At 35.3% G+C, this 15,300-nt stretch carries 11 protein-coding genes, 1 tRNA gene, 3 pseudogenes and 1 riboswitch; of the genes and pseudogenes, 11 read left to right on the forward strand and 4 right to left on the reverse strand.

Annotation, left to right across the window (positions count from 1 at the left end):
- The first annotated feature begins 9 nt into the window (after nucleotides 1-9).
- The 10 genes and pseudogenes from cobA (at nucleotide 10) to BSU00_RS00870 (ending at nucleotide 11,037) form a co-directional block, all read left to right on the forward strand.
- Nucleotides 10-780, forward strand: coding sequence for a uroporphyrinogen-III C-methyltransferase (gene cobA / locus BSU00_RS00820; protein ID WP_105002709.1), 771 nt, complete (start codon nucleotides 10-12; stop codon nucleotides 778-780).
- Nucleotides 780-1,361 carry a bifunctional precorrin-2 dehydrogenase/sirohydrochlorin ferrochelatase gene (locus BSU00_RS00825; protein WP_105002710.1) on the forward strand — a complete coding sequence of 194 codons (582 nt, stop codon included), beginning with the start codon at nucleotides 780-782 and terminating at the stop codon, nucleotides 1,359-1,361. The genes cobA and BSU00_RS00825 overlap by 1 nt, the downstream gene beginning before the upstream one ends.
- A 4-nt stretch (nucleotides 1,362-1,365) precedes the next feature.
- Nucleotides 1,366-2,420: pseudogene (locus BSU00_RS00830) on the forward strand (NAD(P)/FAD-dependent oxidoreductase).
- Nucleotides 2,420-2,752 carry a 2Fe-2S iron-sulfur cluster-binding protein gene (locus BSU00_RS00835; RefSeq protein ID WP_105002711.1) on the forward strand — a complete coding sequence of 111 codons (333 nt, stop codon included), beginning with the start codon at nucleotides 2,420-2,422 and terminating at the stop codon, nucleotides 2,750-2,752. Before BSU00_RS00830 ends, BSU00_RS00835 begins: the two are co-directional and overlap by 1 nt.
- Before the next feature lie 6 nt (nucleotides 2,753-2,758).
- Nucleotides 2,759-3,502 carry a serine O-acetyltransferase EpsC gene (gene epsC / locus BSU00_RS00840; RefSeq protein ID WP_105002712.1) on the forward strand — a complete coding sequence of 248 codons (744 nt, stop codon included), beginning with the start codon at nucleotides 2,759-2,761 and terminating at the stop codon, nucleotides 3,500-3,502.
- Nucleotides 3,503-3,522: 20 nt separating this feature from the next.
- Nucleotides 3,523-4,409, forward strand: a pseudogene (cysM, locus tag BSU00_RS00845) (cysteine synthase CysM).
- A 74-nt stretch (nucleotides 4,410-4,483) separates the two neighbouring features.
- Nucleotides 4,484-4,587: riboswitch (SAM riboswitch) on the forward strand.
- A gap of 52 nt (nucleotides 4,588-4,639) precedes the next feature.
- Nucleotides 4,640-5,656 (forward strand): homocysteine S-methyltransferase family protein, encoded by a 1,017-nt coding sequence (locus BSU00_RS00850; RefSeq protein WP_105003378.1) that lies wholly within the window; start codon nucleotides 4,640-4,642, stop codon nucleotides 5,654-5,656.
- Between the two features lie 2 nt (nucleotides 5,657-5,658).
- A pseudogene (gene metH, locus BSU00_RS00855) lies at nucleotides 5,659-8,333 on the forward strand (methionine synthase).
- A 267-nt stretch (nucleotides 8,334-8,600) separates the two neighbouring features.
- On the forward strand, nucleotides 8,601-9,557 hold the full coding sequence (gene metF / locus BSU00_RS00860; protein ID WP_105002713.1) for a methylenetetrahydrofolate reductase [NAD(P)H]: 957 nt from the start codon (nucleotides 8,601-8,603) through the stop codon (nucleotides 9,555-9,557).
- 400 nt (nucleotides 9,558-9,957) lie between these two features.
- A complete protein-coding gene (locus tag BSU00_RS00870; protein WP_105002715.1) occupies nucleotides 9,958-11,037 on the forward strand; it encodes a DUF1254 domain-containing protein in 1,080 nt (359 codons plus the stop codon).
- Between the two features lie 171 nt (nucleotides 11,038-11,208).
- Here BSU00_RS00870 and BSU00_RS00875 read toward each other — a convergent pair whose 3' ends face one another.
- The 3 genes from BSU00_RS00875 to BSU00_RS00885 all read right to left on the reverse strand — a co-directional run bounded on the left by BSU00_RS00875 (nucleotide 11,209) and on the right by BSU00_RS00885 (nucleotide 12,210).
- Nucleotides 11,209-11,628 (reverse strand): hypothetical protein, encoded by a 420-nt coding sequence (locus BSU00_RS00875; RefSeq protein ID WP_105002716.1) that lies wholly within the window; start codon nucleotides 11,626-11,628, stop codon nucleotides 11,209-11,211.
- 233 nt (nucleotides 11,629-11,861) lie between these two features.
- Nucleotides 11,862-11,935 (reverse strand) — tRNA-Arg (locus BSU00_RS00880).
- A gap of 47 nt (nucleotides 11,936-11,982) precedes the next feature.
- Nucleotides 11,983-12,210, reverse strand: coding sequence for a putative signal transducing protein (locus tag BSU00_RS00885; protein WP_105002717.1), 228 nt, complete (start codon nucleotides 12,208-12,210; stop codon nucleotides 11,983-11,985).
- A gap of 1,000 nt (nucleotides 12,211-13,210) precedes the next feature.
- On the opposite strand from BSU00_RS00885, the gene BSU00_RS00900 reads away from it, so the two are divergent.
- Nucleotides 13,211-14,152 carry a calcium/sodium antiporter gene (locus tag BSU00_RS00900; protein WP_105002720.1) on the forward strand — a complete coding sequence of 314 codons (942 nt, stop codon included), beginning with the start codon at nucleotides 13,211-13,213 and terminating at the stop codon, nucleotides 14,150-14,152.
- A gap of 94 nt (nucleotides 14,153-14,246) precedes the next feature.
- Here BSU00_RS00900 and BSU00_RS00905 read toward each other — a convergent pair whose 3' ends face one another.
- Entirely contained in the window at nucleotides 14,247-15,266 is a 1,020-nt protein-coding gene (locus BSU00_RS00905; RefSeq protein ID WP_105003379.1) for a glutamine synthetase beta-grasp domain-containing protein, read from the reverse strand.
- Nucleotides 15,267-15,300: the final 34 nt, after the last annotated feature.

The following is a 15,300-nucleotide window of genomic DNA, read 5'->3' on the forward strand; positions in this document are numbered from 1 at the left end:
ACAAATAGAATGATGAAAAAGCAACCCAAATTAACTGTGGTTGGAGCTGGGCCTGGCGATACAGACTTAATAACGTTAAAAGCGATAAAAGTACTGAAACAAGCGGATGTAGTTTTATACGATGCTCTTGTAAACCCAAAACTTCTAAATTTTGTGAACCCTTTAGCAGAGCTAATTTTTGTTGGAAAACGTAAAGGCTGTTATCGCTACCAACAAGAGCAAATAAACGAATTGATCGTGCAACGTGGTTTAACGCACGGCCATGTTGTTCGGTTGAAAGGAGGAGATCCATTTATTTTTGGTCGTGGAGCAGAAGAAATGCAGTATGCAGCGGCACATGAATTAGAGGTGGCGGTAGTTCCCGGAATATCCTCCTCTCTAGCGGTTCCTGCATATCAAAATATTCCCTTGACCAAAAGAGGTAGCGCAGAGAGTTTTTGGGTCATTACGGGTACTACAAAAGAGCACCAACTATCTAATGATGTAGCCCTGGCAGCCAAATCAAATGCGACGGTGGTAATTTTAATGGGGATGGGAAAATTAGCAGAGATTGTTCGTCTTTTTCAAAGAGAAGGAAAGGATACACTTCCGGTTGCCATTATCCAAAATGGCACGACTCCGGAAGAAAAAATAGGTGTAGGAACAGTGAATACCATTACAACAATAGTACAAAAGAAAGGACTCAGTAATCCGGCAATTATTGTTCTTGGATCGGTAGTGTCACATCGCCAGGAATTACTGCAACTGCAAAGAGAAATTACTTTAAAAGCCGTGGTGTGATGATAGAAGAAAGAAATGAATTATATCCTATATTTTTAAAAGTTAATGCTTTAGAAGTATTAATTGTGGGTGGCGGCTATGTTGCTGCGGAAAAATTAACGTTCATACTGAAGTCTAGTCCGAACGCAAAGGTTACTATGGTAGCACCTTTTTTTAGAGAAGTAACTTTAGCCCTCGCCAGAGAGGCATCTGTAACCTTGCTGAAAGATAGTTATAACATAACGTATTTAAAGGGTAAAAATATTGTCATTGCTACCACCGATAAGGAGACTATTAATATTAGTGTTTACAACGATTGTAAAGCGAATAATATACTTGTTAATGTAGCAGATAATCCACCATATTGTGATTTTTATATGGGTGGTATTATTACGAAGGGACATGTGAAAATAGCGATTTCGACCAATGGAAAATCTCCAACTACAGCGAAACGATTACGTCAATTTTTTGAAGAAGTATTACCGGAGGATATTAACCAATTGGTACAGAATTTAAACGAATTTAGAAAATTGATAAAAGGAGATTTTGAAAAGAAAGTAAAAACATTAAATAAACTCACGGAAAGTTTAGTCAAACTGTAAAAAAATGATACAAACCGATATACTAATTATAGGTGCAGGACCAACAGGGTTGTTTACGGTATTCGAAGCTGGGTTATTGAAGTTGCGTTGCCATCTAATAGACGCACTTCCACAACCAGGTGGGCAGTGCTCTGAAATATATCCCAAAAAACCTATTTACGATATCCCAGCATATCCTGAAATTTTAGCTGGGGATTTAACTAAAAATTTACTGGAACAAATAAAGCAATTTGAACCCGGTTTCACCCTTGGAGAAAGAGCAGATACCATCGAGAAACTATCGGATGGAACTTTTATCGTAACGACCAATAAAGGAACGAAGCACCATGCACCGGTAGTGGCTATTGCTGGAGGATTGGGAAGTTTTGAGCCACGAAAACCAAAATTAGAAGACCTAACTAGATTTGAAGATAATGCGTTGCCTATATGATAAAAGATCCGGAGATATATAGGAATAAAAATGTGGTTATCGCTGGTGGTGGAGATTCTGCTCTAGATTGGTCTATTTACCTTACCGATGTTGCTAAGTCCGTGACACTCATTCACAGAAGAAATGAATTTCGAGGTGCTTTAGATTCTGTAGAAAAAGTACAAGAACTTAAAAACCTTGGGAAAATATCTTTAATTACACCAGCAGAGGTAATAGCATTAGTAGGTGAAACTAAACTTACCGGTATAATTGTTGAAAAGAAAGAGGAGTCTCCTAAATTACTAGACACCGATCATTTTATTCCTTTATTTGGTTTAGCACCAAAGTTAGGTCCCATAGCTAATTGGGGCTTAGAAATTGAAAAAAATGCAATTAAAGTAAACAATGCCTTAGACTATCAAACCAATATACCAGGAGTATATGCTATTGGTGATGTGAATACCTACCCCGGTAAATTGAAATTAATATTATGTGGTTTTCACGAAGCTACATTGATGTGTCAGAGTGCCTATCAAAAAATATACCCCAATAAAAAATATGTAATGAAGTATACCACCGTAGGTGGAGTAGAAGGATTTGATGGTTCTAAAAAAGAAGCGCCAAAACCAGTGGTAAAAGCTATTGAATAATGGAACAAGATGTAGTACTTAAAATAAAAGACAGAGCGGGTGTAACCCATAAGATTCTTGCGCCAACGGATATGGCAATGAATCTCATGGAGGTTATACGATCGTTCGAATTAGCACCTGAAGGAACCATCGGTATTTGTGGGGGAATGGCAATGTGTGCATCTTGTCAGTGTTATGTAACCTCGATACATGAGTTGCCAGAAAAAAGCGAGGAGGAGGATGCTATGCTAGCAGAAGCATTCGATGTGAAAGTCAATAGTAGATTAGGATGTCAAATACAAATTACGCCTTTATTACAGGGATTAGAAGTAGAATTAGCTCCAGAAAGTTAAGTAAATATGAAATTTAAAAATTTTGATTTGTCTTTAAAAGACGATGTAGCGAGTTTTACCAGCGCGCTTTTAAACCATTTATTTAAAAGTGCTATTGCTAGTGATACTGCTACTCTAGAAAAGCAATTTGTTTCGATTCTTGAAATTTTAGAGGTCTCAAATAGAGGAGGTATTTGGACTGCATATAAGAGAGAGCTTTATACGATTCGAATGATGCTAGATAAGGATGCCAAAGCTTTTCTGAATTCCGATCCTGCTTGTAAAAGTTTGCAAGAAGTATATCTTGCGTATCCGGGGTTTCATGCCATTGCTATTTATAGATTGAGTCATTTTTTATACCAAAAAAGTATTCCGATTTTACCGAGAATGATGAGTGAATATGCCCATAGTACTACCGGAGCAGATATCCATCCTGGCGCTGTAATTGGTACCTCATTTTTTATAGATCACGCTACAGGAATTGTTATTGGAGAAACTACCGTAATTGAAAATAATGTAAAAATATTTCAAGGAGTAACTCTGGGGGGAATTCAAGTTAAAAAAGAACTAGCAACAGTAAAAAGACATCCTACTATAAAAAGTAATGTTACAATTTACGCGAATGCAACCATATTGGGGGGAGACGTGGTTATTGGAAAAGATTGCATTATTGGAGCCAATGTATGTATTGTAAACTCTATCGAGCGAGGAACTATTGTTACCTGTGAATATGAAAATAAATTAACTCTGAGAAAATCTTATGCCGTATGACTTTGATGAAAACACAAACAATGAAAACTAAAACCATAACCGATAGCATAGGAAACACTCCATTAGTGGAGATTTCCTCTATATTTCAAAAAAAGGATGTAAAAATTTTATTAAAACTTGAAGGCAATAATCCTGGTGGTAGTGTAAAAGATCGCGCTGCATTTCATATGATAGCCTCTGCCATAGCTAGGAAAAATATTAAAAAAGGAGACTATTTAGTAGAAGCTACCAGTGGAAATACAGGGATAGCTTTAGCGTTAATGGCTAAGGTTCTCGGTGTTAATATGGTTTTAGTAATGCCAGAAAACGCAACCGTAGAACGCATTAAAACGATGCGGTCTTATGGTGCGGAAGTAATTTTAACCTCTGCCGATAAAGGTATAGAGGGTTCACGGGATAAAGCAATGGAACTTCGTTATAAAAAAGGCTACTTTATGCTCAATCAATTTGAAAATAACGATAACTGGAAAGCGCATTACCAAACAACAGGCCCCGAAATATGGAACGATACAGCTGGTCAGGTTACGCATTTTGTTTCCGCTATGGGTACCACTGGAACAATCATGGGTGTATCTAGTTTTTTAAAAGAAAAAAATAGTGCCATTCAAATAATAGGAGCACAACCATCCGAGGGTTCTAGAATTCCCGGTATTCGAAGATGGTCTCCCGAGTATATTCCTAAAATTTTGATCGTAATAAAGTAGATCAAATAGAAGAGGTAAGCAAAGAGCAAGCGATTCATGCCACCAGAAAATTAGCGAATGAGGAAGGGATACTTGCAGGAATGAGTAGTGGAGGTGCTTTACATATCGCTATTGAACTTGCCAAGAAAATCGATAAAGGTGTGATTGTAGCAATTGTTTGTGATCGAGGAGATCGATATTTGTCTTCTGAATTATATGCCTAAAATAAAATATATGCAAAGTATTGTAGGTTAATAAAAAATACAATATGTTTGCCACTTAGTTCATTAACTTCGTATAGTTATCAAGAAAGGTGGAGGGATTAGACCCTTTGAAACCTTAGCAACCCTTTGCGAAAGCAAAGAAGGTGCTACATTCTACTGTAATGCAGAGAGATAACGAAAAGATTATTACCTTCTCTTTTCCTGATAACTACACGTATAATTTATCAGGAATGCATACCATTTTTAAAGAAATACAAAAAAGAATATTAGTACTAGACGGTGCCATGGGAACCATGCTCCAAGAGTACAAATTTACCGAGGAAGATTTTAGAGGAGATCGATTTAAAGATTTTCCTATTGCCCTTCAAGGAAACAATGATTTACTCTCCATAACACAACCAGAAGCAGTAAAGGAAGTACACCGAAAATACTTCGCTGCAGGGGCTGATATTGTAGAAACCAATACCTTTTCAGGAACTACGATTGCCATGGCTGATTATCAAATGGAAGATTTGGTATATGAACTTAACTACACTGCCGCAAAATTAGCAAAAGAGGCAGCGGATGAATTTACCCAAAAAGAGCCACATAAGCCAAGATTTGTAGCTGGTTCAATTGGTCCTACCAACAGAACTGCGAGTATGTCACCTGATGTTAATGATCCTGGCTATCGTGCAGTTACTTTTGAGGAACTACGCGTTGCTTATAAGCAACAAATTGAAGCACTCTTAGATGGTGGTGCTGATATTTTATTGGTGGAGACAATTTTTGATACACTTAATGCAAAAGCGGCATTATTTGCTATTGAGGAGGTGAAAGATGCGCGTAATATTACTATTCCTGTTATGGTTTCTGGTACTATTACAGATGCCTCAGGAAGAACACTTTCTGGGCAAACAGCAGAAGCATTTTTAATCTCGATTTCTCATATACCACTTTTATCTGTAGGTTTTAATTGTGCACTTGGTGCTAATTTATTACAACCACATCTCGAAGCTATCGCGTTTAAAACTCCGTTTGCTGTATCTGCGCATCCAAATGCAGGTTTGCCAAATGCATTCGGGGAATATGATGAAACTCCTGAGGAGACAGCCACACAGATTGAAGAATATCTCAAAAAAGGTCTGATTAATATTATAGGAGGGTGCTGCGGAACTACTCCAAAACACATTCAAGCTATTGCTGAAGTTACCAAAAAATACGAACCAAGAAAACTAGAAACTAGTTCAAAATCTGTCAAAATTTAGAAATGATTAGTCAAAATAGATATATGAAATTGAGTGGTTTGGAACCATTACTAATTACTCCTGAAAGTAATTTTATTAATGTTGGTGAACGAACAAATGTTGCCGGTTCTCGCAAGTTTTTGAGGTTGATAAAAGAAGAAAAATACGAGGAAGCATTAGCCATTGCACGACACCAAGTAGATGGAGGTGCTCAAATTATTGATATCAATATGGACGACGGTTTGATCGATGGAAAAAAGGCTATGGTTCGTTTTTTAAATTTAATCGCTGCAGAACCAGATATTGCTCGAGTTCCCATAATGATTGATAGTTCTAAATGGGAGATTATAGAAGCTGGATTACAAGTTGTACAAGGGAAGGCGGTGGTGAACTCTATTTCTCTAAAAGAGGGAGAGGAGAACTTTATATGGGAGGCAACCCAAATTAAAAGGTATGGCGCTGCAGTAGTGGTTATGGCTTTTGATGAGGTAGGACAAGCAGATACGTTTCAAAGAAGGATTGAAATAGCAGAGCGTTCGTACCGAATACTAGTAGATAAAGTAAAGTTTCCATCGGAAGATATAATTTTCGATTTGAATATTTTTCCGGTTGCGACCGGTATGGAAGAACATCGAAGAAATGCAATTGATTTTATAGAGGCTACTCGATGGGTGCGTCAAAATTTACCTAATGTAAGTGTAAGTGGTGGAGTAAGTAATGTGTCCTTCTCATTTCGTGGAAACAATACTGTAAGAGAGGCAATGCACTCTGTATTTTTGTACTATGCGATCCAAGCAGGTATGAATATTGGAATCGTCAACCCGGCGATGCTAGAAGTTTACGATGATATTCCTCCGGCTTTATTAGAACATATTGAAGATGTAATATTAGATAGAAGAGACGATGCAACAGAACGCTTACTAGATTTCGCAGAAACCGTAAAAGGAAAGAAAAAAGAGGAGGATGGAAAAGCTCTTGCATGGAGAGAATTACCACTACAAGAACGAATTACACATGCTCTTGTTAAAGGAATAGATACCTATATTATAGAGGATGCAGAGGAAGCAAGGCTAAGTGTGTCTGCTCCTATAGCGGTTATAGAAGGTCATTTAATGATTGGTATGAATGTAGTAGGTGACTTATTTGGAGTAGGGAAAATGTTTTTACCACAAGTAGTGAAGTCTGCACGAGTAATGAAGAAAGCTGTAGGCTATTTAAATCCATTTATAGAGGCTACAAAAAGTGCATCGCAAAAGGCTTTGGGAAGAATTTTGATGGCTACCGTAAAAGGCGACGTTCACGATATTGGAAAAAATATAGTGAGTGTGGTTTTAGGATGTAACAATTATGAGATAATTGATCTAGGGGTAATGGTTCCTCCGGAAAAAATTATTGCCACTGCAAAGGAACAGAATGTAGATGCTATTGGCTCAGTGGTTTAATCACTCCCTCTTTAGATGAGATGGTTTATTTAGCAAAAGAGATGCAAAGACAAAATTTTAAGATCCCGCTATTGATTGGCGGAGCAACTACCTCAAAAGCACATACGGCTGTAAAAATAGATACCCAGTATAGAAACGCAGTAGTTCATGTAAACGATGCATCTCGAGCTGTTACTGTTGTAGGAGATTTATTAAATAAAAATACTCAGAAAGAATATGTTGGAAAACTTAAAAAAGATTATGAAACGTTTCGCGATAAGTTTTTAAAACGAGGTAAACAAAAACAATACATTACATTAGAAGCGGCAAGAGAACGTCGTTTTAAAATTGATTGGAATACGTCAAAAATACATAAACCAAAGGAGCTTGGTATTCAAAAATTAGAGCAAGTAAGCTTAAAAGAATTGGTCCCTTTTTTTGATTGGAGTCCTTTTTTTAGGTCTTGGGATTTACACGGAAAATTTCCTGAGATTTTAGAGGATGATGTCGTTGGAGAACAAGCCTCTAGTTTATACAGAGATGCACAAATTATACTACAAGAAATAGTAGATCATAAGCTATTGAAAGCCAAGTCAATTTTTGGGTTATTTGAGGCAAACAGTACTAAGGAAGACGATATAATTGTAAAAAGGAAAGGAAAAGCGATAGCAGTTTTTAGAACACTTCGACAGCAATTAAAAAAGAGAGAAGACAAGCCTAGTATTGCTTTGTCGGATTTTATTACCCCTGAAAACCTCGGAACAACAGATTACATAGGCGCTTTCTGTACTGCTATTTTTGGAGCCGATGTACTGGCACAAAAGTTTAAAGACACAGATGACGATTATAACGCGATTATGGTACAAGCGATTGCAGATCGATTTGCAGAAGCATTTGCGGAGTACCTACACCATAGAATACGAACCAAACATTGGGGGTATGCTGTGGATGAAAATCTCTCTAATGCCGCTTTAATTTCAGAAAGTTATACTGGTATTCGACCAGCACCAGGATATCCTGCTTGCCCTGATCATCTCGAAAAAGAGACCATATGGGAATTATTGGAAGTAGAAAAACAGATCGGTGTAACATTAACCGAAAGTTTAGCAATGTGGCCTGCTGCAGCTGTGTCGGGGTACTATTTCGCCAATGAAGAAGCCAAGTATTTTGGGCTAGGTAAAATAACCGATGATCAAGTTAGAGATTATGCAAATAGAAAAAATATTTCCTTGGAGAAAGCAAGAAAATGGCTGCATCCGAATATTACAGAAATTTAACACTAGAAATGAAGACATGTACATAGAATTAATGCCTAGTAGCGGTAAAATAGTACACAACTATCCTGTAACTAAAAAGGAGATTGCTAGGCAAGTTACTAAAGAATATTATTGAAAAAAATGTCAAATATTAAAAATTCAATCTGAAAGTGAAGATTGTGTTTTGATGAATTATAGGGATGCGATAGGGATGCATTGGAAGAATACAATGAGTTTTCAAACTAAGAGAAACGAATAATTTAAAACGAATTAGCCGAACATAAACTAATGAAAGTTACCGAACATTTAGAGAAAGCAAAGGGGAGTACTTTGTTTTCCTTCGAAATAGTACCGCCACAAAAGGGGCAAAATATTCAAGAGTTATACGATAATATTGATCCCCTTATGGAGTTTAAGCCTCCTTTTATCGATGTAACCACATCTAGGGAAGAGTATGTTTATATTCCCAAAGAAAATGGTTTATTGGATAAAAAAATAACCCGCATGCGTCCTGGAACTGTTGGGATATGTGCTTCGTTAAAATACAAATATAATGTAGATGCCATCCCACATGTTTTATGTGGAGGATTTACTAAAGAAGAGACAGAATATGTCTTGGTAGATTGTCATTATTTAGGTTTGGATAATGTGATGGCGCTTCGAGGTGATGCCAGAAAAGACCAACAATACTTTGAAGCTTCCAATGGGGGAAACAGGTATGCTACCGATTTGGTAAAGCAAATTAACGATTTAAATAAAGGAAAGTATTTACATGAAATCATAGAGACTCCCTATAAGGCCAACTTTTGTGTTGGGGTTGCGGGCTACCCAGAGAAGCACCTTGAATCCCCTAGTTTAGAGAGTGACTTAAAGCGACTAAAGGAAAAGGTAGCAGCAGGAGCAGACTATGTTGTAACGCAAATGTTTTTTGACAATCAGAAGTATTTTAACTTTGTTAAAAAAGCACGGGAGATGGGTATCGATGTTCCTATCATTCCGGGAATTAAGCCAATAGCGGTTAAAAGACACTTGCAAGTTTTACCACAGATTTTCAGATTAGATCTTCCACAAGATTTAGTGAATGCAATTGAAGCTTGTAGGCACAATAAAGAAATACGGCAGGTGGGAATAGAATGGGCTATTCAGCAAAGTAAGGAACTCATTGAAGCTGGGGTTCCAGTAGTGCATTATTATTCTATGGGGAAATCGAGTAATATCAAAGCTATAGCCAAAGAATTGTTTTAAGTATGCATCATTTTAGGCAATGTGTCTCTTGGCAGGAAAATAATTGAAACAGGGCTTTTACGTATGGCTAGAAACAAAAACTTCGATAAGAATATTTAAAATACCTAACACGAGGTTTAGTATAACAAAAATATCGTGTCTACATTGCGTATAGCTTTCTGTACTATTGCATCTTTTTCTAAAACTAAGCCAATGTAAAATAGGGTGTGTTTGAAAAAGTACTTGTCCACGTTGCATTCTCGCATGTTTAAGTACCTCAAGAAGTAATTGTACCATACTAATTTATCCTTAGTTTTTATAAATCTGGTTATTAACTTGTTAAAGCAAAAAGATCTTTGTATTTTTAGTATAAACAAAATATTTTTTCGCCTTAAATATGTACATTATAATTTAATACCCAATGAAGAAAATCTTTATACTTATAGCGGTATTTACCGTAACACTATTTTCCTGTAAAACGGAAAAAAATGCAGCACCAAATACAGGGCCAGAATCGAAGTCTATTACAAAGGTTACCTCAGGTAACGCCATAACTCCATTAACGGATGAAAATTTTGCACTTGCAGAGACGCAAATGATTTTTGCAAAATACGTAAAAGATATTGCTAAAGTAACCCAAACCAATGGTGTTGGTGTCTTTATGCATAATAAAAAGGCTGCAAATCCTAAAGATACCACTGTAGTGCGTATTAATTTTGATACAAAATACTCTATTGCCATTTTAGATTTAAAAGAAGATGCCATATTAACGATGCCGGAAACGAACGGGCGCTATCAGAGTGCATGGTTTATTACCGAAGAACATTATAATCCAATGGCAATAAACGCTCCAGGGACTTATAAAATTAGTCAAGATAATATAGGAGCACGATATGTCATGTTAGTGGTTCGAACACAAGTCAATATGGAAGATCCAAATGATCTTACTACAGTATCCGAATTACAAGACCAATTACGATTAAAGCAAAAAGATAGAGGAGTATATGAGGTAAGCAATAGATGGGACAGAGAAAAAGTTTTGGAAATGCGAAAAAAATACCAGGCATTAACGATCCAAAAAAATATTACCTCCGATAAGATGTTTGGGAAAAAGGGAGAAACAACGCTAGAAAATCACAATGCTGGGGTTTCAACAGGTTGGGGTGGTATGACGCCGCAACAAGCAGTATATCCAAATTTTAAGCCCAAAAACTCTAAACCTGCTATGCTAGTTTTAAAAGAGGTGCCGGTAGATGCGTTTTGGTCGATAACCGTTTATGACGCTGGAGGATTTGTGAATGGCGAAAAATTTAATATTAATAGTTCTTTCGCGAAACCTAATGATAAAGGTGAATTTATCATACATTTTGGTGGGGATACTTCTGCCGATAATTATCTCGATATTTTTGATGGATGGAATTTTATTCTGCGAATGTACGAACCAACAGATGCTTATTTTAATGGTACGTGGCAGGTTCCAGAATTAATACAGGCAGAATAGTTTTGCGAGTAAATGCAATATTTTACACTAGTTAGAATACATAAAAAACACCTGGTTTTAGGTGTTTTTATGTATAGATTCTTTACAGAAAGATAAAAGAGTGAGTGAAATTAAACAAGTATTGGGTACTCCCTCTGTTGCAATTAAATACTTTTTCGAACCAAGGAATTCTTATTTAGTTCTCTTTTTTCCCATTACGTCTACTTTACCTCTTTTGGTCACTACCATGTTTCCAACAGAGTCGTAATCAATCTCTATTTTCTTTACTTTTACATCTCCTTTTGGAATAGAAAACGGATACGATGACATACCTTTGGTGAGTACTCCTGTTCCTTTTGGCTTAAATTCTTTGGAAGTTCCGTCCGATAAGAAAACTCGAACTTTTTTAATTTTTAAAGTTCCTTGGGTGCATCGAAATTTAATCTTATCTAAATTTTGACTTTTACTCCAAAGATCTATCTTGTCTGTCTCTGCTTTGTATGATGCTGTTTTTGAGGTGATAACAAACCAGTTTTCGTCTTTGTCTTGTGCAGAAACATCATGCGTAATACAGGCAACTAAGAAAAGGGTAATAAACCATAATTTTTTCATGTTAATTAGCTATTTTATTTATTAATATATGATACCCCTAATATAGGATTAATTTTTTTACTATGTTTTTCTTTACCGAGAGAATTTTAAGAACTTGTATAGTTTATTGCTTGGTAGCTACTTGCTTTTGTGATTCCAAGAAATACACTGAATAAGGAAAGTTACCTTTAAAAAAATAGAACAAAAAAACGTACAAAAAATTGTACGTTTTTTAAGATTGTAAGTATTATTTGTGACCTCGGCAGGATTCAAACCTGCAACCTCTTGAGCCGTAATCAAGTGCACTATTCAGTTATGCTACGAGGCCATTGATTTGCGGGTGCAAATATAGAGGTAAATTTCTTTTTTGAAAAATTATTTTTCAATTTCTTTTTTAAAATTTTCTATTATTTCTTTAGATTGTTCAATATCAGTGTTAAAAATATGCAGTTCTACAGCATCTCCTGTAGTACCAAATCCAGCAAGTCTTCCTGATTCTTTTTCGTTTTTAACATGAAAAGGAATATTTGCTTGTTCTAAAAGATAACAAAGCCTGTTAACTAAAATAGATGAACCGGTAAAAACTCTAGTATATTCGTCCATAAATAGTGAATTTAATTATTTTATTGAATTAATAGTTGTAAATGCTTTCCAACCAATAATAGCCAATTGAAATTTGGAAGCTTTTGATATGTCCAACTTTTTTTTTGTGTATGAAGGAAGGATAACCTTATTTAAAATACTTATAAATTTAAATATATATATTTTCATTAAGATAAGAATTAATTATCAAAGTAACGAAAAAAAATAAGCAAAACTAATATAATTTTTGCGTCTATATTTTCATTTCATTTGTTTTTGTTCTTTCGTATATTTTTTAAAACTATACATTCCTCCTTTTTTCTTTATTCGTACTTCTATTGTTTTACCTAAATAGTTAGAGTAATTTACTTATAATTAGTATAGCAAATTCGATAATAAAATTGACAACTTCTAGTAGTATTGCAAACATTTTTTCCTTTGTTTTAAGTTAGTTAGTAGTGATTTTTGTTCAATATATATCAAAGGGAATCGTACTGCCAAACCTTTAGGTACTTATTAATGTGATTGTGTTTTAATTATAAGTCTTTATAATGTTTTATGTTTTAAAATGTAATAAATATTCCTACGTTATTGTTGTTCTTTTTAATTTTATTATTGAAAAATGTTATTTATTGTAATTAAATAAAGGAGGTTTTTTGTGTTGTTTGGTTTCGTAAAGGCTTTTTGGTTTTTGAATGGGGGTGATTTAAGTGATTTGATTTTTTTTACTAGTTATTTGCACCTACTTTTTTTTCTAAATTTTAATTTGGTTTTTTTTTTTGAGATTTATGGTTGTGTATGCCAGATAAGTTTTTTCTTTTTTTTTTTGATGGGTTTTTTTACAATCCTAGGGTTAAGATTACTTATTTACCTTCAGTAAAGAAGATTGATATTTAGAATGGTATTAATAGGATATCTATTACTTGTTTATAGCATTTCTCCTTTGATTACATTAAAATTTAGGTAACTTTTTAATTTGCTTACCAAAGTTTTATCTTCGCAATTAATTAAATAGTAACAAATGAATATTGCCTATATTATAATAGGACTAGTTTTACTAGTTGTTGGAGGGGATTGGTTGTTAAAGTCAGCAGTAGGGATTTCTTTAAAACTACAGATTCCTAAAATTGTTATCGGTTTAACTGTAGTATCTTTTGCAACTTCTTTGCCGGAATTAATTGTAAGTGTAAAATCCGCTTTGGATGGTGCCACTGGTTTAGCGGTTGGAAATGTAATCGGTTCTAATATTGCTAATATCGCTTTGGTACTTGCAATAACTATTATTTTATCTCCTATAAAGGTGGAGCGTAGTTTTTATAAAACCGATTGGCCGGTAATGATGATAGCTTCTTTTCTCTTATACTTTTTCGTGTATGACGATAAAACTATAGTATTTTACGAAGGTGTTCTGCTCTTCGTGTTATTAATCGTTTTTTTGGTGTATTTACTTCGTTTTCAAAATAATGTTACTGTAGAGGAAGTTTCCGAAAAGGAGGAGGAGATGCCTATGTATAAAATCGTTTTATTTTTATTGTTTGGGGGTGTTGGTTTGTGGGCTGGTTCGGAGTTGTTAATTGAGGGAGCAAAGTCACTAGCCACAGATTTAGGGGTAAGTGATGCCGTTATTGGAGTTACTGTGGTTTCGGTTGGTACAAGTATTCCTGAGTTGGCAGCTTCTATTATTGCAGTGTTAAAAAAAGAGAAGTCTATTTCTTTAGGGAACTTAATTGGATCTAATATATTTAATATTTTAGCTGTATTGGGTATTACTGGGATGATTACTCCTATAAAAATGTTACCGGAATCCTACAATCTAATAGAAAACGATATTTTTTGGATGCTGGCAATTTCCTTCCTTTTATTACCAATGGTTTTTATACCTAAAAAAATGCATTTAGAAAGAAGAGATGGTGTCGTATTACTAATTGCATATATTACCTTTATATACCTTGCCATATCTTGAGGAACTAAAAAAACATAGACCGCTATTAACGGTCTATATTTCAGTTACAAATTTTATACATTACGATACTTACATCTAGTGTTTAGTATCTTGGTTATTTACTTAATACGGCAGCAGATTTTACAGTACTAACAATAATTCCTGCTACTTTGTATGGGTCTGCATTAGATGCAGGTCTTCTGTCTTCTAGCCAGCCTTTCCAGCCTTTTTCTACGGTTATGATCGGGATACGAATAGAGGCACCTCTGTCTGAAATACCATAGCTGAAGTCATGAATAGATGCAGTTTCATGTAAGCCAGTTAATCGTTGGTCGTTGTATTGTCCGTACACTTCAATATGTTCTTTTGTTACCGGACGGAATGCCTCACATACTTGTTCGTAGATTTCTCTACTTCCACAAGTTCTTAATAGTGTGTTAGAGAAGTTAGCATGCATACCAGATCCATTCCAGTCTCCTTTCACAGGTTTAGGATGGTATTCAATATAGTATCCATATTTTTCTGTTAATCGGTCTAAAAGGTATCGTGCAACCCATATTTCATCACCGGCTTTTTTAGCACCTTTCGCAAACAATTGAAATTCCCATTGTCCGGACGCCACCTCTTGGTTTATTCCTTCAAAATTTAAACCTGCAGCAATACATAAATCTGCATGTTCTTCTACAAAATCTCTACCATGTGTATTTTTTCCGCCAACAGAACAATAGTACATTCCTTGTGGTCCTGGATATCCTCCGATTGGAAATCCTAAAGGTAATTGCGTATGCGTATCCATAATAAAATACTCTTGTTCGAATCCAAACCAAAAGTCATTATCATCATCATCGATAGTAGCACGAGCATTTGTTGGATGCGGTGTTCCATCGGCACTTAAAACCTCCGTCATTACCAAAAATCCATTTTCACGAGCTGGGTCTGGATATATAGCTACTGGTTTTAGAAGACAGTCAGAATCTCCTCCGGAAGCTTGTTTGGTAGATGATCCGTCGAAAGACCAGATCGGACAATCTTCTAATTTACCACTAAAGTCTTCTACCACTTTAGTTTTACTTCTCATGTTTTGAGTTGGATAATAGCCGTCAAGCCATATATACTCTAATTTAGATCTACTCATGATATTTTTATTTTTAATATTTTGTTGTATTGCT

This window comes from Tenacibaculum sp. SG-28 (genome assembly GCF_002954385.1).
Classification (GTDB): domain Bacteria; phylum Bacteroidota; class Bacteroidia; order Flavobacteriales; family Flavobacteriaceae; genus Polaribacter.

Excerpts from the sequence above, each read along its gene's own strand:
- BSU00_RS00905 (WP_105003379.1), bottom strand. The coding sequence starts at position 15,266 with ATGAGTAGATCTAAATTAGAGTATATATGGCTTGACGGCTATTATCCA.
- cobA (WP_105002709.1), top strand. The coding sequence starts at position 10 with ATGATGAAAAAGCAACCCAAATTAACTGTGGTTGGAGCTGGGCCTGGC.
- metF (WP_105002713.1), top strand. The coding sequence starts at position 8,601 with ATGAAAGTTACCGAACATTTAGAGAAAGCAAAGGGGAGTACTTTGTTT.
- BSU00_RS00825 (WP_105002710.1), top strand. The coding sequence starts at position 780 with ATGATAGAAGAAAGAAATGAATTATATCCTATATTTTTAAAAGTTAAT.
- BSU00_RS00835 (WP_105002711.1), top strand. The coding sequence starts at position 2,420 with ATGGAACAAGATGTAGTACTTAAAATAAAAGACAGAGCGGGTGTAACC.
- BSU00_RS00850 (WP_105003378.1), top strand. The coding sequence starts at position 4,640 with ATGCATACCATTTTTAAAGAAATACAAAAAAGAATATTAGTACTAGAC.
- BSU00_RS00870 (WP_105002715.1), top strand. The coding sequence starts at position 9,958 with ATGAAGAAAATCTTTATACTTATAGCGGTATTTACCGTAACACTATTT.
- BSU00_RS00885 (WP_105002717.1), bottom strand. The coding sequence starts at position 12,210 with ATGGACGAATATACTAGAGTTTTTACCGGTTCATCTATTTTAGTTAAC.
- BSU00_RS00875 (WP_105002716.1), bottom strand. The coding sequence starts at position 11,628 with ATGAAAAAATTATGGTTTATTACCCTTTTCTTAGTTGCCTGTATTACG.
- epsC (WP_105002712.1), top strand. The coding sequence starts at position 2,759 with ATGAAATTTAAAAATTTTGATTTGTCTTTAAAAGACGATGTAGCGAGT.
- BSU00_RS00900 (WP_105002720.1), top strand. The coding sequence starts at position 13,211 with ATGAATATTGCCTATATTATAATAGGACTAGTTTTACTAGTTGTTGGA.